This is a genomic window from Aquimarina sp. MAR_2010_214, assembly GCF_002846555.1.
GTDB lineage: Bacteria > Bacteroidota > Bacteroidia > Flavobacteriales > Flavobacteriaceae > Aquimarina.
The window spans coordinates 175,901-198,762 of record NZ_PJMS01000001.1 but is presented as its reverse complement, the minus strand read 5'-3'; the positions used below and the strand labels follow the sequence as shown (position 1 = coordinate 198,762).

Below are 22,862 nucleotides of genomic sequence, written 5' to 3'. Positions count from 1 at the left end.
AGTTTTTTGTGTGAAAATAATTAGATTTGAAAAGTAAGACGTGAAATAAGGATTTTATCCCACAGAAGAGTGAAATTCTTTTGTATTTCTTTCTTTTGTAAAAAAACCGAATTTAAACCCCACAGCTTTTACATAGACATAACTTTTTAGGTCGACATCATATTCTAAAGGAGCATTTAGTTCTTTCATAATGTTGATGATGCGATAGAGTTTTGTTTTTGAAATTCCTAGTCGTTCTGCTAGTTCTACAGGGTTCCCTGTAGCTTTCAAACGAATTAGTTGGTCGATTCGATTCATAAGCTCAACGTGTTTGATGATAACATTCATAATTGTTTCTTTAGAGTGAAGATTGAATTATTAAATTAATCAGTATATAGAATTCATGTGTTTATGTCTCGACATATAACTTTGTTACCTCATTTATCTTATTTTTTTATAATTGATATAGATATTGTTTTTCTGAATTTGATGGCGTTCTCTTAAATTAAAACCTTACATCGAACTCAGGTTAATAGTATGAAGGAAGAGGTGTGAAAAGGATAAGGCCTCACAGGTTTGTGTTGGTCTTGTTTTTAGTATTCTTTTGAAATCTAACAGTCACTATAAATGGATATTGGTCGTGCGAAATAATGTCTATTTTTTTTCTAACGCTTCAAGTAATCGTATAGCTTTATCTTTATAAACTCCATTATATGTAATAATTTCTTTAAGCAGTGGAATGCTTTTTTTAGGAGTATTTAATTTCAAATAGGTAAGCGATAAATACCATTTAGCAACTTCATAATATTTGCCACTACTCTTAATGTCCTTAAATAAAGAAACAGCTTTTTCTTCCTGATCAGTATTTAAGTAACTATTACCCAGATATAATTGTAGTTGGTTATCTAAGTTTGGACGTTTTTCTAATACAACGGCTACAGAATCATAAGCACCTTTAGCATAGTTTTTTATAATCCTCTGTACTTCAGTATTGGTATTACTCCGCATTACGTCTTCTACAGGAAAAGGCTCGTAATATGCACCATATAAATCTTGAGTATTATGCTGATTGGTATATGTATGCCAGAGTAACATTCCTACACCAAAAAGTATAGCAATGGATGCTGCAATTTTCCAATATGAAGAAGATACCGGAGCAGAAGAATTGCTCTGTTCTTCTTTAATGGAAGCACTGATTTTCATCAATTTTTCTTTAAAATCCAGAGTATCCTGATCACTTAACGTTTTATGCAGAACCCTATGCTTTTCGACTTCTTCTTGTAGCTCTGGATTGGTAGCTAATTCTTTTTCAAAAGCTATTATTTCTTCTTTAGGTAATGTATGTGCAATATACCCTTCTATCTTGTCGAATATTTCTGGAGTTCTTTCCATACTAGAATTCTTTTTCAGGGTTTAGTTGTAACTCCTGATAAGCAGGGTCTTTTTCAATCATTTCGATTAGATATCGTTTACATTCGAATTTTTTCTTTCGGGTATATCCTTCAGAATATCCAGTGATACGTGCAATATCTTTCATACTATTTCCTTTAAAAAGTAAGCTTAATACTTCACGACAAGTGTTACTTAATTTTAGGAAATGTCTACGATATACATGCTCCCGTTCTTTATATTCTATATCTTCGATAACTATAGGGGTAATTATTTCTGCATCCTCAGGAAATTTTTGGGTGATGATCATTTTTTTGTTTTTTCGTAATCTGTTTCTCCACATATTTTTACAAACTCCATAAAAATAAGTTCGTAATGAAGAATGTAACTCCAGAGAATCTGTTTTTAATTTCTGATATATCAAAATTAAAGCATCCTGAAACACATCTTCGGCATCCTCGCTACTACCAGAGTTTTGTAAGACATATTGTCTTATATACGGTAGGTTTTTTCTATAAAACGTAGTAATGACCACCTCATTTCCAGTGACAATACCTTCCAAAATTTTGTGGTCCTTGGTAGTATTCATAGGTTCATGTACTATAATAACAGATTGTTACCTTTGGGTAATGTTAAATTGTTGTAAAAGTAACAATTTTAGTTTCTTTGCTATTAATAGTATAGAAGATAATTGAAGAATCTATCAGAAATCAATTAATGTTATTATCTCAGTCTTGTTTTTTGACAGGATACAAATTGCAGGAATAACAAAGCATGAGAAAGAGAAAAGGAAATACTTGCATCCCATTGAAGAACGAGACCGGAATCCATTTAGGATATATAATTTGAATTTCCGTCGAGCGATAGGATAAATAATAATAAAACGCATTAATAGTATATAATGACGATCACTATAAAATCTGTACAACAACAAAACACACTTTTATATCTTACAAAGTGTCTCTTGTTTTTATATACTGCTTTTGGCTATGCACAAACTGTAATTGATACGACAGTTGCCTCACAACACTTTTCCAAAGCAGATACATTGCTGACTGCAAGAAAACTAGATAGTGCCGTAGTGTATTTTAAGAAAGCCTTACCCATCTATCAAAAGGCCAACGCCTGGGAACGTGTAGCCAGATGTTATAATAAAATTTCTGAAGGCCAAAGACGAAATGCAACCTATGATAAATCCTATAAAAATGCGCAAAGAGGTCTAGAAATATGTAAAGTATATCTACCAGAACATAATAGGGAAAAAGCATATGGGTATGATAACATTGGAGATTATTATTATTGGAAGAATAAAGATTATAAAAAAGGTTTAGAATATTATCAAAAGTCTCTTGCTGTTAGGGAAGAAGTTCTCTCAAAAGATCACTTGGATATGGCGAATTCTTACATAGATATGGGGAATATCTTTTTTATGCGACAAGATTATAATAAAGCACTAGCTTATTATCAAAAATCCTTAATTATTCGAAAGAAACAATTAGGTATGCATCATGTTGAGATTAGTGATTCTTGTTTTAATATAGGCCTTGTATATGATCGGAAAGAAGAATATGATATAGCATTATTGTATCTGAATAAAAGTCTATCTATTCAAGTTAATCATTCTAATAAGAATTGGAAAGAAATAGCTAAACCCTTTAAAGTGATTGGAGATGTATATAGGAAAAAGGGTAATTACAATAAAGGATTAAGCTATTATAAAGAATACTTGAAAATATTAATTGGTGTTTTTGGAGAAAATCATTTTAAGATAGTATATGCTTTCAACAAAATAGGTATTATATATCAGTATAAAGGAGAATATGATATAGCGTTACACTATTATAATCGAGCAATCGATATTAAAAATAAAATATCTAAAGCTGACGAAAAATATAATAACCCAATGTATAATAATATTGGAATAGTATATAAATATAAGGGAGAATATGAAAAAGCTTTGATCTATCTTAAAAAGGCTCTTCGCAGAAATCTGAAAGTTAAAGGAGAAAACCATCCATTTGTTCCTCTCAATTATAATAATATCGGTAATATTTATAGATTAAAAGGAGAGTATGATCAATCGCTGTTGTATTATAAAAAAGCATTAAGTATTCGGACAAAGCTATTTGATCAAAACAACTCTCAGATAGCAGAATCCTATAATGATATTGGGGAGTTGTATACTCTCAAAATGGAATATGATAAAGCGTTATACTATGCCAATAAAGCCTTAAAAATTAGAACAGCTATTTTTGGATTAAACAACCCCTTTGTGGCAGATTCTTACACTAGTTTAGGAAATATTTATTTTGATAATGAAGAGCCTAGTAAAGCTATGGATAATTATCAAAACACATTAACGATACGACAAAAGATATTCGGTAAGCAGCACCCTAAAGTTGCACTGTCGTATAACGATATTGCAAAAGTATATGCTACACAAAAAGAGTTTACAACCAGTTTAACGTATTATGATAAAGCAGTTCTGGCAAATACTATATCTAATGTTCAAACTAGGGCAACCTTTAAACCAAAGCAATACTTAAACTTAGATATTCTAATAACTTCTTTATTAGGAAAAGCCAAAACCTATACCGCCTTGTATAAAGAAAGTAACGATATTGATGATCTTAACAGTGCAATCCAGACGTATCAAAATGCAGATGTCCTTATCAATACCATCAGACAGAGCTATACGAATTATCAAGATAAGGTACGCTTTGCTCAAAAAGCAGCGGCAGTATACCAGGGGGCGATAGGAGCACAGTTACTACTATACAACATAGAAAAAGAACGATCCTCCTTAGAAAAAGCCTTTTACTATGCAGAGAAAAGTAAAGCCAATACCTTAAAAGAACTACTTGCCGATGCTAATGCCAAACACTTTACAGGATTACCAGCAAATCTTGTGGCATTAGAAAAAGAACTAAGAATTGATAAAGCGTTTTATCAATCTAAAATCACAGCATCCTACGACTTAAAGGCAAGTAACAAAGATTCTTTAAAAATGACACGTTATGAGAATAAATTATTTGATATTAATACCAGACAAGATTCATTAATTAAAGTATTAGAAAAAAACTACCCTAAATATTATCAACTTAAACATGAGAATACTATTGTTACGGTTCGTGATATTCAGCATCATCTAAACGATAGTACAACATTACTCGAGTTTTTTACTTCAGATAGTCTCACCTATGCTTTTACGATTTCAAAAGATAAGATTGCGGTACAAGAACTACAGACTCCTAATCTTAAGGGTTCCATAGAACAATTACGAGAAGCGATTATTTCGCAGAATTTAGCTAAATACAAAACATTAGGGTATTCATTATATAATACGCTTATAGCGCCCATAGCAAACACATGTATAGGTGATGAGTTGATTATTATTCCCGATGGGCCATTATGGCACCTAAATTTTGAGCTATTGTTAACCCAAAAAGATACAGCAAATAATCCTCCAGACTTATCCTATTTGCTTAAAGAATATGCGATTACCTATGCCAATGCAGCCAATCTGTTATTCGCCAAAGATAAAAGTGAGCAGCCTATACAAAAACGACAAGAGTGTCTTGCTTTTTCGTTTTCAGATAGTACGATAACGACCAATACGATGAGTTTGGCTACATTAAGAGATACCGGTATTGATCTTCCGGGTACGCGAAAAGAAATCAAAGCGATCTCTAACATTATCGATGGGCAGTATTATTATGGATCACAAGCTATAGAGGCTAACTTTAAGAAGAATGCAGGCCAATATGCAATACTTCACCTGGCATTGCACGGTGATGTAGATAATGAGCGACCAGAGCACTCAAAACTCTATTTTACCAAAAGTAAAGATACGATAGAGGATAATCTGCTGTATAGTCACGAATTATTTGCTCTCGATATTCCGGCAGAACTTACTGTGCTTAGCGCCTGTCATACGGGTACCGGTAAGATTGCTAAAGGAGAGGGGATTATGAGTTTAGGAAGTGCTTTTCAGTACGCAGGTACCAAGAGTTTGCTCTTAAGTAGTTGGGAAGTATCGGATCAAACCACCCCAGAATTGATGCAATATTTCTATACAAATCTTAAAGCAGGGATGAATAAAGCGAAAGCACTACAGCAAGCCAAATTACAATACCTGGCTACGGCCAATATCAATCGTACCCAACCATTCTATTGGGGAGGATTTTACTTGGTAGGAGATTCGTCGCCGATTCTTTTTGAAAACGATACCCTATTGTATTGGATCTTTGGAGTATTGATAGTGTTAGTATTTGCAGGTTTGTTTTGGTATAGGAGGAAAAAGAATTAAAAATGTAAAATGATAAATTTTAAAGTCTAAAGTTTGAAAACGTTTTCGACAGTGCTTGTCCTAATTTTATCGAAGGGCTTAGACTGACATTGAGGTCAGTATAGTGGAATACTTCTTCGCGCATTAGTTTTATCGACCATCGGTACATGGATATCAATCCCCACAGCAGGGATACCTTCCCTCGCACTGTTTTTATCGACCATCGGCATACCGCTACCTTCCCCCGCAAGGGGAAAACCAATCCCCGCAACATGATAAGGTTCCCTCGCAGCGGGGGCGAGTAATAGCAATAGATTGCCAATAGTTGTATCAGTTTGTATCACATACAAGGCTTCGTATAGTAATGATTTTAAAAGAAAAGGTATACATCAGAATTGGTATTATAGTAACTTGGGACATCGAAAATGGATAAATACCTAACTCATGAAAATATTCGGACATCGTGGTGCAGCAGGTTTGGTTGCCGAAAATACATTAGAATCTATCACCAAAGCCTTGAACTATGAGGTAGATGGCATTGAAATAGACGTACATTGCTGTAAAAGTGGAGAATTGGTCGTTATTCATGATAAAACTCTGGATAGAACTACCAATGGTATGGGAAATGTGTCAGAATATACTTTGCAAGAGCTGCAGCAGTTCGAAACAGAAGAAGGATTTATAATACCTACATTACACGAAGTGCTGGATATAATTAATGCACAATGCGAACTAAATATAGAATTGAAAGGCAAAAATACAGTTCTGCCTACTGTTGCATTACTAGAAGACTATATCAAAAATACAGATTGGGAATACGATCATTTTATCATTTCTAGTTTTGATCATTCACAGTTGTTCGAACTAAAAACAATTACTTCTAATTTTAAGATAGGTGTGTTAAGTGAAGTAAATATCAGTGAAGTTTTGTCTATAGCCGAAGCATTAGAAGCATTTTCTATACATCCCCCAATTTTTTCACTAAGTCGGGATGAGGTAAATCTTGCACAAAACCAGGGATACAAGATATATGTATGGACTGTAAATACGGAAACACAAATTGAACAATCAAAATCATGGAAAGTTGAGGGTATCATCACAGATTTTCCGAATTTTGCATGATGAACTATGATTTAATAATTGTTGGTGGCGGTGCAGCTGGTTTTTTTACAGCGATTAATGTAGCAGAAAATAACCCGAAACTAAAAATAGCGATCCTGGAACGAGGAAAAGAAGTGTTATCCAAAGTTCGGGTATCTGGTGGTGGGCGATGCAATGTAACTCATGCAGAATTTATTCCTAATGAATTAAGCAAGAACTATCCCAGGGGAGAAAAAGAACTCAAAGGGCCTTTTCATACATTTATGACTGGTGATACGATGGAGTGGTTTGATCGCCGTGGAGTAGCACTAAAGATAGAAGATGATGGTAGGATATTTCCGGTTTCAGATTCTTCAGAAACGATTATCAATTGTTTTTTATCAGAGACAAAACGACATGGGATTGAAGTTTTAAAAAACCATGCAGTTAAAAATTTCTATCCAAAAGATAGACAATGGTTCGTAGAAACCAATCACGGAGATTTTGTGACTACCAAGCTAATGATCACCACTGGTAGTAATCCTAAAATATGGAAGATTGTTCAGGATTTAGGGCATCAGACTATCACTGCGGTTCCTTCATTATTTACTTTTAATAGTAAAGATCCAAGAATAGCGAATTTACCTGGTGTAGTAACCAATGCTTCGGTACAGGTTAAGCATTCAAAATTATCAAGTGATGGCCCATTGCTTATTACACATTGGGGTATGAGTGGCCCCGCAATTTTAAAACTTTCTGCCTGGGGAGCTATAGAACTCAATGCATGTCAGTATAATTTTGAAATCATTGTAAATTGGCTTCAGCACTATTCATCGCAGGAAATTTTTGAGGAACTTAAAGTGCTCAAAGATCAACATCCAAAACAGCAGATATATACATATACTCAATTTGAATTGCCCAAAAGACTATGGCAGAGTTTAGTACTAGCTTCAGGAATAAAAAATGATACTCGTTGGGCCGATATGAGTAAAATTCAGCTTAAAACACTATCAGAACAGCTTACTCAAGGAATTTTTAAGATAAAAGGAAAGAGTACATTTAAAGAGGAGTTTGTTACTGCGGGTGGAATTGATCTTAAAGAAGTTAATTTTAAAACTTTTGAAAGTAAGAAGCATCAGAATTTATATTTTGCAGGAGAAGTATTAAATATAGATGCAATTACCGGAGGGTTTAATTTTCAGAATGCATGGACGGGAGCTTTTATTGCAGCAAAAGCAATAACATCCAAATAATGATTAAACCAGTGTAATTAAGTGATTTGAGTTAAAGTGTGATGTGGTAATATTAGTGATTCTGAGTAATTTTTCGTATCTTAAAGGGGTTTAACTAATACCCCATCACTATGAAAAAAATTACACTTATTCTTACCCTTATATTTTTATTTAGTAGTGTTCATCTAGTCAAAGCTTATAATGAAAAAGATCCCATAAAGAAGTTATTGGTAGATTATATCAATAAAATGAATGCACTAACCCAGGGAACCCAAAAAGAAGATGTACTAAGTTTATTTGACGAAAAATATAGAGGAAATACTGTTTATGTTAATCTATCAGGAACTTTAGTGAGAAAAAATTATACTAAAAAAGATGTTTCTTCTCAATTAGACGATATTATTAATGATAATAATTATCAATTTAGATTAACTGTAGATAAAATAGTTTTTCAAAGTCAGAAAGAAAGAGCGGGAACTATTTCTGCGGTTATCAGTTTTGAATCATTTGTCGATAAAAGACTTGCCGAAAAAGGAACTATGCTAATGGATATGGTTGCTATACGTATTAATGGCGGATGGAAGATTGTACAAAATAATATGGTTCGGGTCTCTGAAGCAAAAGATATAGGAGAATGTGTTTGTTACTTTTATGAGAAAGGCACTACTAAGTTTATCGCCGAAGTATATTTCCCTTCGGGGCTTGAGTATAGCCAGGAGCTTAATGCTTTTCAGGTATTGACAAAAGACAAAAAACGGATTATTAAATCAGAGAGCAAAGAGTATTATTGGAATGAAAATACAGGAAAAATCACCTATAAAGGAGGGTTAATTGGCCAAACAAGTAATTCTCGAAGAGCAGTAGAATTTGTACTTAAGAACCTATATAAAGATTCTTGTGTAAATATTGTGTTTAATTAAATGAAATTTTATTCTCAAAGTTTTGTACGAGATTTTCAGGATACTAAGCAAAGCCTATGCTGCTTTATAGCAGGATAGGCTTTTTACATGATGTCTATTTAATCCCGATTAAATAATCGTTTGATCTTTCAAAAAACCTCTCCAGGAGATTTCGATAGCCTGATTAATGTGTTTTTCCTGTAGTTTGACCTGTTCATTTTCATGTATCTTAACAAGAGACACCACATTTCCAAAGAAAAGCTCTTCCATAACCAGGGTATTGTAAGATTTAAACATCTTTTGCTTTATACCTTTTTTAAAATAGTTTTCGATGTCACCATAATATAGCCTTGCTTTATCTTTTAGAGATTGAGGAATTTCTGGAGAACGTGCAATCTGTTCAGAAAATATAAAAGCAAGAGGATTATTGACAAAGTAATAGAACAGATTGAGCCACATGACAGTAAATTGTTTCTTCATGTCATCTTCTGGAATATTACGCATCACCACCGTCCCAAAATCCTGAGTGAGCATCAAATAGAGTTCTGTAATGATCTCTTCTTTATTCTTAAAATGATGGTATACGGTTCCGTTTGCTACACCTGATTCCTTAATAATTTGAGAAAGAGATGTGGCATTGATACCTTGTTTAGTTATTAATTCTAGAGTAGTCTGTAAGACTATTGCTTTTTTACTCATAAAAAATCATATTCCTTATTCCTGATCTAATTTAGTTGCCATATGCCAAAATTTAATGCAGTTGCAAAAGCAACCCAAACAACATAAGGGATAAGTAGGTAGGCAGCAGTAGAATTTACTACGGTAAACCATTTAATGGTAAACAGTAATAGGATAAATAGGGCTATTATATCCAGTAATGCAATTAATGGATTTTGCAATCCAAAGAAAAAAATGGACCATGCAGCATTAAGCAACAATTGAAACCCAAAGTGGTATAACGCAGTTTTCACCCATTTATGATAAAAGCCTTTGCTCCAAACAATTCCAGCTGCAACTCCCATCATAATATATAACAGAATCCACATGGGGCCAAAAATCCAATTTGGAGGAGTAAAAGAAGGTTTGTTTAAAGCAGCATACCATGTGTTAACAGAAGTTTGGGTAGCGATACTACTCAAAAATCCTATCAAACCACATATCAATACCGCAATACCAATACGAAATAATTTTTTTTTCATTGAAACCCATTAGAGCAGTACTAAAATAGCAATTTATTTTTACTACCAATGCCCTTAAACCTGCTTTATGCATTAGAATCTTGTATTAAAACTTAAAAGTGCAATTTACAGTTATGTTTTCTTGATTTTAGTGTTGTATAATTATAGCTAAACCTGAATTAAATTAGAAAATAAATTGGGCAGTAGTTTTAAAGTGATTTCAAGATGTCATAGATTTTCTAATACATAAAACGTGTTAAAATATACGATACACTTATCTTTGCTTAAAATCATTGTATACTATGACGGATTATCCAGAATTTACCTCGCCTGTAATTTCAAAATTACCCGAAGAAGGTATGGTAACTTGTACTTCACCCAGTAATATTGCTTTAGTTAAATATTGGGGTAAAAAACCAATTCAATTACCTGAGAATGCATCGATTAGTTTTACGTTGGATAATTGTAAAACAACAACAAGTTTGACGTATAAAAAGAAGGATAGTGCTGGAAAAGATTTTGATTTTGAACTCTTTTTTGAAGGAAAACCTAAACCAGATTTTAAACCTAAGATTCAAAGTTTTTTTGAAAGAATTCAAGAGTATCTACCTTTTCTTAAACAATATACATTCAGAATAGAAACCAATAACACGTTTCCGCATAGTAGTGGGATTGCTTCGTCGGCTAGTGGAATGAGTGCACTGGCATATTGCTTGATGCAGTTAGAAAAAAAGATAAATCCAGGCATTTCGGAATCAGAATGTCTTCAAAAATCTTCATTTTTGGCACGTTTGGGATCAGGGAGCGCATGCCGAAGTATAGAAGGCCCTGTCACCGTTTGGGGAGAACATATGGATATAAGTGGAAGCAGTGATGCATATGCAATACCATTTCCGTTTTCTGTTCATCAAAATTTTGATGAGTATCAGGATACAATTTTATTGATTGATAAAGGGGAAAAACAAGTAAGTAGTACTGTTGGTCATAACCTAATGCACGGCCATCCTTTTGCAGCAAAACGATTTGAACAAGCAGCAGGTAATATTTCTAAATTAAAAGAAATATTAATTTCGGGAGATGTAGATGGTTTTATCGAAGTAGTAGAAAGTGAAGCATTGACACTACATGCAATGATGATGACTTCTTTGCCTTATTTTATATTAATGAAACCTAATACGTTGTCTGCAATTCATAAAATTTGGGAGTATCGCGAAAAAACAGGGTCTAAAGTTTGTTTTACATTGGATGCCGGGGCAAATGTTCATGTTTTGTATCCAAATACCGAAAAAAATCAAGTTTTAGATTTCATTACCAACGAGTTAGTTGCGTATTGTCAGAATGGACAGTATATTTGCGACAAAATAGGATTAGGAGCAAAAATAGTGTAACTTTATCCTAGTAAGGAGACAAATTAGATATAACATTTATAGAGATCATGAAATCGATTCGATTAAAAAATCTTTAAACATATAAAGATAATGATGACTTTAATCGTCAAAGATTCTATCTAAGCTCTAAAAAATACATATAATAATAGATGAAAGGACCGTTATTTTATTCTAAAATACTTTTGTTTGGAGAATATGGTATTATTAAAGATTCTAAAGGTCTTTCGATACCCTATAATTTTTTTAAAGGTGCTTTAAAAGTATCAGAAACACCTGATCAAGAAGCTATACAATCAAATGAAAATCTTAAAAATTTTGCGACCTATCTTGAAGAGATTCATGATAAAGGAGTGGTAAAATTTGATTTTGAAAAACTTCATTCTGACATCAATTCTGGGATGTACTTTGATAGTAGTATTCCTCAGGGATATGGGGTGGGAAGTAGTGGTGCATTAGTGGCTGCTATTTATGATGAATATGCAGCGAATAAAATTACAGTATTAGAAAATCTTACTCGAGATAAATTATTAAAACTCAAAGAGATTTTTGGACTTATGGAATCTTTCTTTCACGGAAAGAGTTCTGGTCTGGATCCGTTAAATAGTTACCTTAGTTTACCTATTCTTATTCATTCTAAAGACAATATTGAGCCGGCAGGAATTCCTTCTCAGAGTGTAGAGAATAAAAAAGGTGCTGTTTTCTTATTAGACAGTGGCATAGTTGGTGAGACGGCCCCAATGGTTAGTATTTTTATGGAAAGCATGAAGCAAGAAGGATTTCGTAGTATGCTAAAAAATCAGTTTGTAAAATATACAGACGCTTGTGTAGATGATTTCTTAAAAGGAGATGTTAAGTCCCTGTTTTTTAATATAAAAGAACTTTCTCATGTGGTTTTAGATAATTTTAAACCAATGATTCCTAAGCAATTTCATACGTTATGGAAACATGGTATAGAAACCAATGATTATTATCTTAAGTTATGTGGCTCTGGAGGTGGTGGTTATATTTTAGGATTTACGCAGGATTTTGATAAAGCACAAGCCTCACTTAAGGACTATAAGTTAGAGGTAGTATACAATTTTTAATAAGCATTGTTATGCTTACCAGAAAAAACAAACTCATTTTTCTCAAGTTATTGAGTTTATTTTCTGTCGTTAGAGGGTATAATATTCTGATTATTGTATTTGCACAATATCTTACTTCGATATTTATTTTAGCCCCTCAGATTAGACTACGACAAGTTATTCTTGATCCAAATTTATTTGTTATTGTATTAGCTTCTGCTGGTGTTATTGCGGCTGGATATATCATTAATAATTTTTATGACAAAGAAAAAGATCTAATCAATAGGCCACAAAAGACCATGCTGGATCGATTAGTGAGTCAGCGCACAAAACTTACGGGATATTTTGTTCTTAATTTTCTTTCTGTAGTTTGTGCTAGTTATGTTTCTTTTCGAGCTGTTGTTTTTTTCTCTCTCTATATATTTGGGATATGGTTTTACTCTCATAAACTAAAAAAATTCCCGATAATTGGTAATATTGTTGCTTCCCTATTGGCGATAACTCCTTTTTTTGCAGTGTTCATCTATTATAAAAATTTTGATGAAGTCATTTTTGTTCATGCAACATTTTTGTTTTTGATGTTGATCATGAGAGAAATGATTAAAGATTTAGGGAATTTGAGAGGAGATCTTGCTCAGAACTATAAAACGATACCCATTGTGTATGGGGAGCTAGCTTCAAAAAGAATAGTGAGTATTTTGGTTTTGACTTCTTGTATTCCAATTTATTTTCTACTCACTAGATATGAGATAGGATTTATGTATTTCTATTTTTATATCTGTATTGTATTGCTTTTTGCTTTTCTATTTGGTATATGGAAGTCAACAGGAAGAACACATTATGTTTGGTTGCATAATATTTTGAAACTTATTATAGTAGCAGGAACATTTAGTATTATTTTAATTGATGTACATATGATTCTAGATAGAATTCTGTGGTAAAAAAAAACAGCTGTAACTATGTACAACTGCTTTCTTGTTCTGTGTAGGTAAGAGGACTCCTTATGATTTTAAGATTTTCAAAGAAACCTTAAATATTTTATTTCCTATATTAGATATTTTTGAATCTACTTTTTTGTAATTCAATCTTGATTTTACAAAACTTTTTACGTCAATATTTTCTGAGTTTACAGTTAATACTACAATTTCTCCTTCACCGTTTAAAGTAAATTCGATATTAGCATTAAGTTGTTGTTTGTTTAAATTAAATGCTGGATTCTTTAAAAGAGTTGCGATTTGGTTTCTTAATTGTTGTTCTGAATTAATAGGGTTACTGTCTGAAGCAAAAATTTGCGTTGACCCTAATACGAATACTGCGAATAAAATTGTTAACTTTTTCATTTTTTTATGTTTTAAGATTTGAGTTTAAACTGTTTATTTGTTTTAATTGTACAGGACAAATGTAGAGTCCAATACTCCAATATTTTCGTTTTTTATTTTATTAGAATGTATTACAATGATTACGATTATGTTAAAAGAGGTAGGTTTTAACGTAAATTAAACTTTGCAGAATAAATACTTTTTATATGTTTACTTTTTAGGGTTGAATATAAAATTGATTATAGAATAGTGAATTCTTAATATTTGCAGCATAATAGTATCAATTTTTAGGTTATTAGTAGAATTCTAATGTTACCATAAGGTTAAAACAAGGTTTTACCATAATGCTTTTTGATTATTTAATGTGTTGCAAATCAATTTTTTATATATTAACTGTTTGTTAATCATATATTGGAAACCTCTTAAAAATATTGGATTGCTGAGAATAAAAATATACATCATTAATACATTTTCATGAAAAATCAATTACTAACAGTTGCATTGGCTCAAATCTCTCCGGTTTGGTTGGATAAAACAGCTACAATTAAAAAAATTGAAAATTCTATTACTGAGGCGGCCTCCAAGGAAGCAGAACTTATCGTTTTTGGAGAGTCATTACTACCAGGTTATCCGTTTTGGGTATCATTAACAGATGGCGCAAAATTCGATAGCAAGATCCAAAAAGAAATTCATGCACATTATGCTCAGAATTCGATTGTTATCGAAAATGGAGATTTGGATACCATATGCGAACTTGCTGCCCAATATAATATGGCTATTTATTTAGGAATTATTGAACGACCGATGGATCGGGGAGGACATAGTTTATATGCATCATTGGTATATATTGATCAAAAGGGAGAGATTAGATCTGTACACCGTAAATTACAGCCAACATATGAAGAACGATTAACCTGGGCTCCGGGAGATGGTAATGGATTGTTGGTACATCCACTAAAAGCTTTTACTGTTGGAGGATTAAACTGTTGGGAGAATTGGATGCCTTTGCCCAGAGCTGCACTATATGGTCAAGGAGAAAATTTACACATATCGGTATGGCCGGGGAGTGATTATAACACCAAAGATATTACTCGCTTTATAGCCAGAGAGTCTCGTTCGTACGTGATTTCGGTTTCTAGTTTGATGCGAAAAGAAGATTTCCCTAAAACTACTCCGCATTTGGATGAAATTTTAAAGCGAGCTCCTGATGTTTTAGGTAATGGAGGCTCATGTATTGCCGGACCCGATGGAGAATGGATAATGGAACCTGTAGTGAATAAAGAAGGACTCTTAATCGAAACCTTAGATTTTAACAGGGTATTACAAGAGCGCCAGAATTTTGATCCTGTTGGTCATTATTCAAGACCAGATGTGACCCAGTTACATGTAAATAGAAAGCGTCAAAGTACAGTTCGGTTTGATGAATAATAGATGTTGTACCTATGCTTTAAACAATTATCTTTGCACAAAATTTAAGATATGAGTCGTGGAGATAATTCTGGTAAAGGGAAAACTAGCAGAAAACAGGAAGGAAAAGGAAAGAGTAAGTCGAATGCAAATGATAAAGGTAAATCCAATTATGGAAATAAACCTTATGTAAGAGGTAAGGCATTAGCAAAAAAAGCTAGTAATGCAGCACCAAAAAAACTCTCTGATTCTGATGAAATAAGACTTAATAAATATGTGGCTAATTCTGGTGTTTGCTCTAGAAGAGATGCTGATTTATATATTAAAACAGGAAGCGTTTGGGTAAATGGTAAACCCATTACCGAAATGGGATATAAAGTAAAGCTTACCGATGAGGTTAAGTTTGATGGACGACTCATTACTCCTCATAAAAAAGAATATGTGCTGCTTAATAAGCCTAAAGGTTTCGTAACCAGTACTAGCCCAGAGAAAACTAAAACGGTAATGGATCTAGTAGCAAATGCATCTAAATCTGTACTAAAACCGGTAGGTAGACTAGAAAGAAATACAACTGGATTATTACTCTTTACCAATGATGTAGATTTAGAAAAGAAACTAACACATCATAAAAGCGGAGTTCGTAAAATATTCCACGTAGAATTAGAACGTAATCTAAAATTTGAAGATCTTCAAAAAATAGAGAAAGGAATCAAATTAGAAGAAGGTTTTATAAACGTAGATGAGATCTCTTATATAGAAGGTGCTTCTAAAAACGAAATAGGGGTTCAATTGCAATCTGCTAAAAATGGAATTATTCATAAGCTTTTTGAACATCTTAATTACAGTGTAGTCAAATTGGATAGAGTAATCTTTGCCGGATTAACCAAAAAAGATTTACCACGGGGTCACTGGAGAATACTTACTGAACAAGAGGTAATTAATCTTAGAATGATGTAAAGCATTTATTTTAGAATAAACCCTTATTAATATTGTTCTAACAAATTCTTGAGCTCATCATAGTATTGTTTAGTGATATAGATACCATTATGACCAGCACCTTTGATCATTGTATGTTTGATTTTATCGGGATATAACGCTTCTAATCGTTTAGAGTTTTCTTCTGGTTTAATTAGGAAGTCATGAGTACCATGAAAAATTCGAATAGGACAGGATACTTCTTTTAAGAATTTATACGAAGGGATTTCATAATTGATAAGCATCTTTGGTACAGGTGCAATACTTGCTATAAAATCATTCCAGGCATAATAAGGAGCCTCCAGTATAAGGAGTTTTGGGTTGTTTTTTGCTGCGGTATAGGCAGCGAATCCTGTTCCCAGAGAAAATCCTAAAACGATAATGTTTTTTTCATCATATCGTGTTTTGGCATAATCATAGACTTTTTGTGCATCGTTATATAGTTCTGATTCTTCTTCATAAAAGCTATCACTTTTTCCATAACCTCTGTAATCAACAAATAAGATGTCAAATTTATTTTCTGTGTATAAAGAAGCGCGTCTTCCCCATTCATGAATTGCTCCGGCATTACCATGAAAATATAAAATAAGACCTTTACTGGTAGTATTTGTTTTAAAAAGTAAAGCGTTAAGAGTAATATCTTTTTCTACCGAAATATTGATTTCTTCAAAAGGCTGATCAAAAGAATACATATAGTTTTTTCCCAAAATTTTTGGATTAAAGAAAAAACGCTCTTGCCTTAGATATAAAAACAGGTATCCAGAAAGAATCAGGATAACAATAAACACTATAAATCTTGCAAATCTACGACCTATTTTCCTGAAATTAATTTTCAAAATTGATATGCTTTTATGAGTTGTTTTCTAATGTATTATGGGCTCTGTTTCGATAAGTCTTTATAATCTCTCTACTAAAGATAGTAAAAACAAAAAGATACTCAAGCCCTACCATCCATAGGTTTTCTTTAAAATCAGGATGAAGATACGCAGTATAGCTAAAAATAACTACAAAAGACCAAACGATCGGAAACTTATACTTTGTAAACACACACAGTGATAGTGGAACAGCTATATACCAGGGATGCACCGTAGTTGATAAAAAATAGTAGATGCAAATACCTAAAAGCATACCTGTAATTAGTTGTAGAGTGCTTCGATTGTTTCTAAAGAAGGTTAGCCCTAAAAGGATTACTATGACTACCAGGGGTAAAATTTTACCAGTAGTCTCAATGATATTCCACCCCACAACTTGGTATCCAATCCAACGAATGATAAAATAAATACTTGCATTAAATTCGAAAGTTTGAAACCAAAGAGTGATTGTTTTGCTAAAATTGGCTAAGAATTCTCCTGATAAGAAAGGAGCAAAAATTAGAAGGCATGTGCCTATAACGATACTGTAAAAGCCAAGTAATTTTGGTAATCCAATAGTGAGGCTAGATGTATTGAAATTCTTTTGTTTGTCAAGAATAAATTTCTGAAAAAATAAAGGTAAAAATAATAGTGGGATTAGTTTGACTGAAACAGAAAGTGCCAAGACAACCGCAGCCCAATACCAATAGCCTTTATGCAACAGATATAATGACCATATGATAAAAAATACCATCACAGCTTCAAAGTGAAGGTTACCTGTAAGTTCTATAATGATAAAAGGATTAAGAATATACCAGAAGATTCTTTTTTCGGGTAGGTTGAATGATTGTAATAACTTTCTTCCGAAGAAAAATGTACCAATATCTGCTAAAATGATAAGTATTCTAAATACTATTGCAGACCCCAAAATACTTTTACTGGCAAATAAGGCTGCGATAAAATAACAAAACTGACTTACAGGAGGATAATTGGTATAATGACTTCCGTTAAGTGTTCCCATACCGGTATACAATTCCTGTGCTTGTGCAATAGGAGCATTTCCTTGGGCTATCCATACCTTGGGAAGGGATAAGTAAGGATTGAAACCCTCTAAAAGCATACGTCCATCCCATATAAATCGATAAAAATCCTGTGATAAATTAGGTATAGCAAATAAGAAGACCACCCGAAATAATAATGCAGTAATGGCCAATAGTTTCCAATTATCAGAATTGAGCTGAATGATTTTATAAGAAACAAAAAATAAGGCAGCCCAAAGACTGATCATTTTAATGAAATCTGTTCGTTCTAACTGATAAGAAAAACTCCAGTAAAAAAGTAAACCAGCAACAATAAGGAGGATGGAAAATCGATTATGTTTCCATTGCCGAAACATTAAAATTTAGACGTTACAGATTTAAAGAATACAAATCCAAATCCGAGAAATAACATAATATGAAACAAGAATAATCCAAAATCCTGAAGCTTAAAAGCACTGTATAAAGCAAAACCAAAATATCCCATGAGTAATGCTTCTATAATAGTATTTCCAGAGATATTTTTGTTAATATATTTATTCTCTTTCCATGAACCTTTGAACGACTCGATATTAAATTTTGGAGTACGTATAAATTCACTCTTTTTTCCAAAATGCCCTTCGAGAACTGCCATAGAATTATGAACAGAGAAGCCCATTGCAATAGAGAAAAAGGTGAAGAACATTTTTATGTATTCCATAAAATTCCAAAACCCTTTACCATGAATCTTTTTAAAAGTAAACCAGTAGCAAAAGAAAAATATAACAGTGCTTAAGGCAAAAAATGCAATTACATTAAAATACCAACTAAATAATGGATTACTATTTTTAATATACATTACCGGAACGCTCAATACAGCAACTAGTAATACTAATAAGAACATACTACTATTTAATAGGTGGAAAAAGCTGTGAAACTTAGTTTTAAAAGGAACGGTTTTATCTCTAAGCATTTTCCAGTATAGCTTCTGGAAGTTCTCTGCAGCACCTTTATTCCATCTAAATTGTTGTGATCTGGCCGCACTAATAACTACAGGTAATTCTGCTGGAGTCTCTACTTCTTCAAGGTATTTAAACTTCCACTTTTTTAATTGTGCTCTATAACTTAAGTCCAGATCTTCGGTTAATGTATCTCCTTGCCAGTTTCCGGCATCTTCAATACAAGTCTTCCTCCAAACACCAGCTGTACCATTAAAATTAATAAAGTGATCTTTATAATTACGACCTACCTGCTCCATAGTAAAATGAAAATCCAAAGCAAATGCCTGAATTTTGGTAAGCATTGAATAATCTCTATTAATATGTCCCCATCGGGTTTGTACCACACCTATATTTTGATCTTTAAAATATGGGATAGTTTGTAGTAACCAATTCTTACCGGGTAAAAAATCGGCATCAAAAATGGCTATAAATTCACCTTTGGCAATTTTAAGCCCCTCTTTTAGTGCTCCTGCTTTAAATCCGGTTCGATCTTCACGACAAATGTGTTGTATGTCTAAACCTGTTTGTTGTAGCTTTTCTATATGCGCTGTAGTAGTAATAACAGACTCATCTGTAGAATCATCCAGTACTTGTATCTCTAATTTATCTTTTGGATAATCAAGTTCTGCGATGTTATCCAATAAACGATCCATTACATATAATTCATTGTATACTGGTAACTGAACAGTAACATGCGGAATTTCTTCTTTTTTAGAAAAATCAAAAGTAGGTGAATTATCAGCTTGCTTTCGAGACTTCAGATAGTTAAAAAGTAGATTCAGCTGCGCCAGACTATACATAAATATGATTAGTAAGGCTAGTGTGTAGGTTATGATGATAGCAATATCCATTACGTAAAGCTATATTTAAAAATCCAACTTAAAATCTTAACGCCTGCAAATATAGCACCTTTTATGGTTCCTGAAACTTTTGAGACACCAATTCTCTTTTTGTAATGCACCGGGACTTCGGTATAGTTATAACGTTTCTTTAACACTTTTAATTGCATTTCTACAGTCCACCCATAGGTTTTATCGATCATCCCGAGGGCTAATAGTTTATCATACTTAATGGCTCTAAAAGGCCCGAGATCTGTGAATTTTGCACCAAAAAAAAGTTTCATTAATCCTGTAGCCAACCAGTTTCCGAAAATTTGAGGAGATGTCATAGAACCAGCTTCCCGTAGATGTTTGACTCTAGATCCAATAACTAAATCCATATTTTGCTCTATAATAGGTGCAACTATTTGAGTAAGCTCAGCAGGATAATCACTATAATCCCCATCTAAAAATACGATGATATCTGGTTTAATATCTTTTGATGCTATATACTCCATTCCTTTTAGACATGCATAACCATATCCTTTTTGCTTTTCTTTTAGCACAGTGGCTCCTGCCTTTTTTGCAACATTTTCGGTTTGATCTGTAGAATTATTGTTCACCACAATAACCTCAGAAACAATATCCGGAATTTCTTTGATTACATGTGCTATGGAATCTTCTTCGTTAAAAGCAGGTATGATTACGTTTATAATGGGAGGCATTTATAAGGAAGCGTTAGGATTGTCTCTTTTAAAACTAAAAATATCAGTCCACTCACCGGTTTTCTTATCATTGATATAGCGTTCGGCTTTAAAAAGTTTGTTGTTTTTATACAATAGACAGTATCCTTCTTTTTTGTTACTTTTATATTGATATTTTCGAGTTATTTCGGCTGCAATATCGTAAATAATCCACCATTTCTCGGCTTTATCGTATACAAAATGCCCTTCTTTCAATAATTTACTGTTTTCTGAATAAAAATACCAGTATCCATTTTTTTTATTATTTCTGAAATGTCCTTCTTTTGATACTTTTCCATTGGGATAATAAAAATGCCAAAAATCAACTTTGTACTCTCCTAATTTCCATCCTTCAGCTTTAAGTACACCATTAGGATAGTATTCATAATGATATTCTTTTTGAGCTATGATTTGATTTCCAGAGAAGGAAAACATAACTAAAAGGATACAAAGCTTTTGAATCATGATTACAGTTTTATATGGACTCTTAGACGAAAACAAATATCCATACTAACATTTTTTTTAATTATTTGATTAAAAAAAGCCATATCAGAGTTGGATTCTAGATATGGCTTTTATTGTATATATTCTAGCTCAATTTGATTCGAGAACTATTTTTTATTTACAAAATCCATTAAATCTACATCGTTACCTAATAAGATTTCATTAGAATTGATACGACCATCTAGTGTATCATTTTCCAGTTTTAGTACTCCACGTGGGCAAACTGCAGAACAAACTCCACAACCTACACAGCTGGATCGTACTATATTTTCACCTTTTTGGGCGTAGGAACGTACATCAATTCCCATTTCGCAATAGGTAGAGCAATTCCCACATGATATACACTGCCCACCATTGGTGGTAATTCTAAATCTAGAAAATAAACGCTGTTGAAACCCAAGGATTGCAGCCATAGGACAACCAAATCTACACCATGCTCGGTTACCCAAAATAGGATAGAAACCAGTACCGATAACACCAGAAAATATAGAACCAATGTATAATCCGTATGCAGATCTTAAACTTCCGGATTTAATAAAAAACACCTCGTTTGTAGTACCGGTATAATGCATTATCAATAATGAAATTATAATTGCAAAGTATCCAATCGCACCATATCTAGCATCTTTACCGAGTTCTTTTCTTTTAAAAATCATCACTACTGAAAAAACAAGAGTCAGGATAGTGGCTGCCCCGGCAAGGAAAGTACCTCGGGTTAACCAATATTTATTTGGATCACTCCCCAGATATGTATATATCATGGCAATGGTCATCACTACAGAGAAGACTAAAACGGTATGGATTAACCAACGTTCTATTCTCCAGGCACTCATTTTTTTACTGGATAACTGCCTGAAAGAATCTCCGGCGGTCTCTGCTAATCCACCACAACCGCAAACCCAGGAGCAATACCATCTTTTTCCAAATTTGTAGGTTAAAATAGGACTGATTACAAATATAGTGACCACTCCAAAAATTAGCATCCCCAGACCAAGGTTTTGGGATGATAAAAGACCATCAAGAGACCATCCATCAAATAGATAATAATTAAGAGGCCACATACTTTTTAAATCATAATAAGGGAGATTATACTCTGGACTTGTGTTTAATCTTGCCATAAACTCTGGAATCAAGAATGCGAATCCAAGTTGAAAAAACATCACTGAAACAGTTCGTATCTGTTGATAACGATTGTGTCTGTATTTAAGAATGAACTTATATCCAAAAACAATGATGGCTACAGTATAAAGGGTGCCATACACAAACCATTGACTGGCAGGATTTCCACTTAAAATTCTACTTAAAGGATCGAATAAAGCTACTAATCCAGTATTGGCTTCACCATTAGTTCCTAATCCCAGTAGTTCTGCTTTAAAATATAATACAATATAAAAAGCGGTTAGTCCTACTCCGGTGAGCCATCCTAAAATACCTCTCGAAGAGATAGATTTAAACCAGACTCCATCATTTTTGATCCCCTCTAGCTTTTTTAAGTATAAATCGTTTGCAAATAATATGGTACCTGCTGTAATTAATATTAGAGAAAGAGTTAAAAACACTCCCTGATTCGGGAAATTAGTATTAAAAATGGCAAGAGCCAAAATAAAGAGCCCAACCAAGCCTATGGCTAGAGCTATTTTTTGCTGTATTGAAACCCCTTTAGTATTGGGATTTGCAAGGGACATGCTATGATCTAATTTATTACTCATCGTATATATTTTAGTAAGACTT

General features: G+C 33.0%; 21 protein-coding genes. 9 read left to right on the top strand and 12 right to left on the bottom strand.

What is annotated here, in order from left to right; all coding sequences use genetic code 11:
- Positions 1 to 54: 54 nt before the first annotated feature.
- The 3 genes from ATE84_RS00845 to ATE84_RS00835 form a co-directional block, all read right to left on the bottom strand.
- Positions 55 to 297, bottom strand: coding sequence for a hypothetical protein (locus ATE84_RS00845; RefSeq protein WP_101445021.1), 243 nt, complete (start codon positions 295 to 297; stop codon positions 55 to 57).
- A gap of 336 nt (positions 298 to 633) precedes the next feature.
- Positions 634 to 1,371 (bottom strand): hypothetical protein, encoded by a 738-nt coding sequence (locus tag ATE84_RS00840; RefSeq protein ID WP_101445019.1) that lies wholly within the window; start codon positions 1,369 to 1,371, stop codon positions 634 to 636.
- A 1-nt stretch (position 1,372) separates the two neighbouring features.
- A complete protein-coding gene (locus ATE84_RS00835; RefSeq protein WP_101445017.1) occupies positions 1,373 to 1,957 on the bottom strand; it encodes an RNA polymerase sigma factor in 585 nt (194 codons plus the stop codon).
- Positions 1,958 to 2,269: 312 nt separating this feature from the next.
- Between ATE84_RS00835 and ATE84_RS00830 the strand changes: the two genes are divergently transcribed.
- From ATE84_RS00830 to ATE84_RS00810, 4 genes are all read left to right on the top strand, one after another.
- Entirely contained in the window at positions 2,270 to 5,677 is a 3,408-nt protein-coding gene (locus tag ATE84_RS00830) for a tetratricopeptide repeat protein (RefSeq protein WP_101445015.1), read from the top strand.
- Positions 5,678 to 6,100: 423 nt separating this feature from the next.
- Positions 6,101 to 6,778 carry a glycerophosphodiester phosphodiesterase family protein gene (locus tag ATE84_RS00820; RefSeq protein ID WP_101445012.1) on the top strand — a complete coding sequence of 226 codons (678 nt, stop codon included), beginning with the start codon at positions 6,101 to 6,103 and terminating at the stop codon, positions 6,776 to 6,778.
- Entirely contained in the window at positions 6,775 to 7,989 is a 1,215-nt protein-coding gene (locus tag ATE84_RS00815) for an NAD(P)/FAD-dependent oxidoreductase (protein ID WP_101445010.1), read from the top strand. Before ATE84_RS00820 ends, ATE84_RS00815 begins: the two co-directional genes overlap by 4 nt.
- A 110-nt stretch (positions 7,990 to 8,099) precedes the next feature.
- Positions 8,100 to 8,888 carry a hypothetical protein gene (locus tag ATE84_RS00810; RefSeq protein WP_101445008.1) on the top strand — a complete coding sequence of 263 codons (789 nt, stop codon included), beginning with the start codon at positions 8,100 to 8,102 and terminating at the stop codon, positions 8,886 to 8,888.
- Positions 8,889 to 8,996: 108 nt separating this feature from the next.
- On the opposite strand, the gene ATE84_RS00805 is transcribed toward ATE84_RS00810, so the two are convergent.
- Positions 8,997 to 9,566, bottom strand: coding sequence for a TetR/AcrR family transcriptional regulator (locus tag ATE84_RS00805; protein WP_101445006.1), 570 nt, complete (start codon positions 9,564 to 9,566; stop codon positions 8,997 to 8,999).
- A 26-nt stretch (positions 9,567 to 9,592) separates the two neighbouring features.
- Complete coding sequence (locus tag ATE84_RS00800) at positions 9,593 to 10,066, bottom strand: TspO/MBR family protein (RefSeq protein ID WP_024772464.1); 474 nt, start codon at positions 10,064 to 10,066, stop codon at positions 9,593 to 9,595.
- A 281-nt stretch (positions 10,067 to 10,347) separates the two neighbouring features.
- Here ATE84_RS00800 and ATE84_RS00795 point away from each other — a divergent pair, with 281 nt between their 5' ends.
- The 3 genes from ATE84_RS00795 (at position 10,348) to ATE84_RS00785 (ending at position 13,438) form a co-directional block, all read left to right on the top strand.
- Positions 10,348 to 11,433, top strand: coding sequence for a diphosphomevalonate/mevalonate 3,5-bisphosphate decarboxylase family protein (locus tag ATE84_RS00795; RefSeq protein ID WP_158237146.1), 1,086 nt, complete (start codon positions 10,348 to 10,350; stop codon positions 11,431 to 11,433).
- A gap of 149 nt (positions 11,434 to 11,582) precedes the next feature.
- Entirely contained in the window at positions 11,583 to 12,518 is a 936-nt protein-coding gene (locus tag ATE84_RS00790) for a mevalonate kinase (RefSeq protein ID WP_101445004.1), read from the top strand.
- Positions 12,519 to 12,529: 11 nt separating this feature from the next.
- The gene (locus tag ATE84_RS00785; RefSeq protein WP_101445003.1) at positions 12,530 to 13,438 is read left to right on the top strand and encodes a geranylgeranylglycerol-phosphate geranylgeranyltransferase; all 909 of its coding nucleotides are present in this window, start codon (positions 12,530 to 12,532) and stop codon (positions 13,436 to 13,438) included.
- A 60-nt stretch (positions 13,439 to 13,498) separates the two neighbouring features.
- Here ATE84_RS00785 and ATE84_RS00780 read toward each other — a convergent pair whose 3' ends face one another.
- Positions 13,499 to 13,837 carry a hypothetical protein gene (locus tag ATE84_RS00780; RefSeq protein ID WP_101445001.1) on the bottom strand — a complete coding sequence of 113 codons (339 nt, stop codon included), beginning with the start codon at positions 13,835 to 13,837 and terminating at the stop codon, positions 13,499 to 13,501.
- 453 nt (positions 13,838 to 14,290) lie between these two features.
- On the opposite strand from ATE84_RS00780, the gene ATE84_RS00775 reads away from it, so the two are divergent.
- Positions 14,291 to 15,244, top strand: coding sequence for a carbon-nitrogen hydrolase family protein (locus ATE84_RS00775; protein WP_101444999.1), 954 nt, complete (start codon positions 14,291 to 14,293; stop codon positions 15,242 to 15,244).
- Positions 15,245 to 15,295: 51 nt separating this feature from the next.
- Complete coding sequence (locus ATE84_RS00770; RefSeq protein WP_101444998.1) at positions 15,296 to 16,180, top strand: pseudouridine synthase; 885 nt, start codon at positions 15,296 to 15,298, stop codon at positions 16,178 to 16,180.
- A 26-nt stretch (positions 16,181 to 16,206) separates the two neighbouring features.
- Here ATE84_RS00770 and ATE84_RS00765 read toward each other — a convergent pair whose 3' ends face one another.
- From ATE84_RS00765 to ATE84_RS00740, 6 genes are all read right to left on the bottom strand, one after another.
- Positions 16,207 to 17,034 (bottom strand): alpha/beta hydrolase, encoded by an 828-nt coding sequence (locus tag ATE84_RS00765; protein WP_101444996.1) that lies wholly within the window; start codon positions 17,032 to 17,034, stop codon positions 16,207 to 16,209.
- 13 nt (positions 17,035 to 17,047) lie between these two features.
- Positions 17,048 to 18,337 carry a mannosyltransferase gene (locus ATE84_RS00760; protein ID WP_369828475.1) on the bottom strand — a complete coding sequence of 430 codons (1,290 nt, stop codon included), beginning with the start codon at positions 18,335 to 18,337 and terminating at the stop codon, positions 17,048 to 17,050.
- 107 nt (positions 18,338 to 18,444) lie between these two features.
- On the bottom strand, positions 18,445 to 19,917 hold the full coding sequence (locus tag ATE84_RS00755; protein WP_101444992.1) for a cellulose synthase family protein: 1,473 nt from the start codon (positions 19,915 to 19,917) through the stop codon (positions 18,445 to 18,447).
- Complete coding sequence (locus ATE84_RS00750; protein ID WP_101444990.1) at positions 19,917 to 20,609, bottom strand: glycosyltransferase family 2 protein; 693 nt, start codon at positions 20,607 to 20,609, stop codon at positions 19,917 to 19,919. Before ATE84_RS00750 ends, ATE84_RS00755 begins: the two co-directional genes overlap by 1 nt.
- Positions 20,610 to 21,092, bottom strand: a complete 483-nt coding sequence (locus ATE84_RS00745) for a toxin-antitoxin system YwqK family antitoxin (RefSeq protein ID WP_143273539.1) — start codon at positions 21,090 to 21,092, stop codon at positions 20,610 to 20,612. It abuts the gene before it with no gap.
- 146 nt (positions 21,093 to 21,238) lie between these two features.
- A complete protein-coding gene (locus ATE84_RS00740) occupies positions 21,239 to 22,840 on the bottom strand; it encodes a 4Fe-4S dicluster domain-containing protein (protein WP_101444987.1) in 1,602 nt (533 codons plus the stop codon).
- Between the last annotated feature and the right edge of the window lie 22 nt (positions 22,841 to 22,862).

Coding starts and splice junctions, on each gene's coding strand:
- ATE84_RS00740 (WP_101444987.1), bottom strand. CDS start 22,840: ATGAGTAATAAATTAGATCATAGCATGTCCCTTGCAAATCCCAATACT.
- ATE84_RS00815 (WP_101445010.1), top strand. CDS start 6,775: ATGATGAACTATGATTTAATAATTGTTGGTGGCGGTGCAGCTGGTTTT.
- ATE84_RS00810 (WP_101445008.1), top strand. CDS start 8,100: ATGAAAAAAATTACACTTATTCTTACCCTTATATTTTTATTTAGTAGT.
- ATE84_RS00805 (WP_101445006.1), bottom strand. CDS start 9,566: ATGAGTAAAAAAGCAATAGTCTTACAGACTACTCTAGAATTAATAACT.
- ATE84_RS00775 (WP_101444999.1), top strand. CDS start 14,291: ATGAAAAATCAATTACTAACAGTTGCATTGGCTCAAATCTCTCCGGTT.
- ATE84_RS00755 (WP_101444992.1), bottom strand. CDS start 19,917: ATGGATATTGCTATCATCATAACCTACACACTAGCCTTACTAATCATA.
- ATE84_RS00760 (WP_369828475.1), bottom strand. CDS start 18,337: ATGATCAGTCTTTGGGCTGCCTTATTTTTTGTTTCTTATAAAATCATT.
- ATE84_RS00835 (WP_101445017.1), bottom strand. CDS start 1,957: ATGAATACTACCAAGGACCACAAAATTTTGGAAGGTATTGTCACTGGA.
- ATE84_RS00820 (WP_101445012.1), top strand. CDS start 6,101: ATGAAAATATTCGGACATCGTGGTGCAGCAGGTTTGGTTGCCGAAAAT.
- ATE84_RS00745 (WP_143273539.1), bottom strand. CDS start 21,092: ATGATTCAAAAGCTTTGTATCCTTTTAGTTATGTTTTCCTTCTCTGGA.
- ATE84_RS00780 (WP_101445001.1), bottom strand. CDS start 13,837: ATGAAAAAGTTAACAATTTTATTCGCAGTATTCGTATTAGGGTCAACG.
- ATE84_RS00785 (WP_101445003.1), top strand. CDS start 12,530: ATGCTTACCAGAAAAAACAAACTCATTTTTCTCAAGTTATTGAGTTTA.
- ATE84_RS00840 (WP_101445019.1), bottom strand. CDS start 1,371: ATGGAAAGAACTCCAGAAATATTCGACAAGATAGAAGGGTATATTGCA.
- ATE84_RS00770 (WP_101444998.1), top strand. CDS start 15,296: ATGAGTCGTGGAGATAATTCTGGTAAAGGGAAAACTAGCAGAAAACAG.
- ATE84_RS00790 (WP_101445004.1), top strand. CDS start 11,583: ATGAAAGGACCGTTATTTTATTCTAAAATACTTTTGTTTGGAGAATAT.
- ATE84_RS00830 (WP_101445015.1), top strand. CDS start 2,270: ATGACGATCACTATAAAATCTGTACAACAACAAAACACACTTTTATAT.
- ATE84_RS00845 (WP_101445021.1), bottom strand. CDS start 297: ATGAATCGAATCGACCAACTAATTCGTTTGAAAGCTACAGGGAACCCT.
- ATE84_RS00795 (WP_158237146.1), top strand. CDS start 10,348: ATGACGGATTATCCAGAATTTACCTCGCCTGTAATTTCAAAATTACCC.
- ATE84_RS00800 (WP_024772464.1), bottom strand. CDS start 10,066: ATGAAAAAAAAATTATTTCGTATTGGTATTGCGGTATTGATATGTGGT.
- ATE84_RS00750 (WP_101444990.1), bottom strand. CDS start 20,609: ATGCCTCCCATTATAAACGTAATCATACCTGCTTTTAACGAAGAAGAT.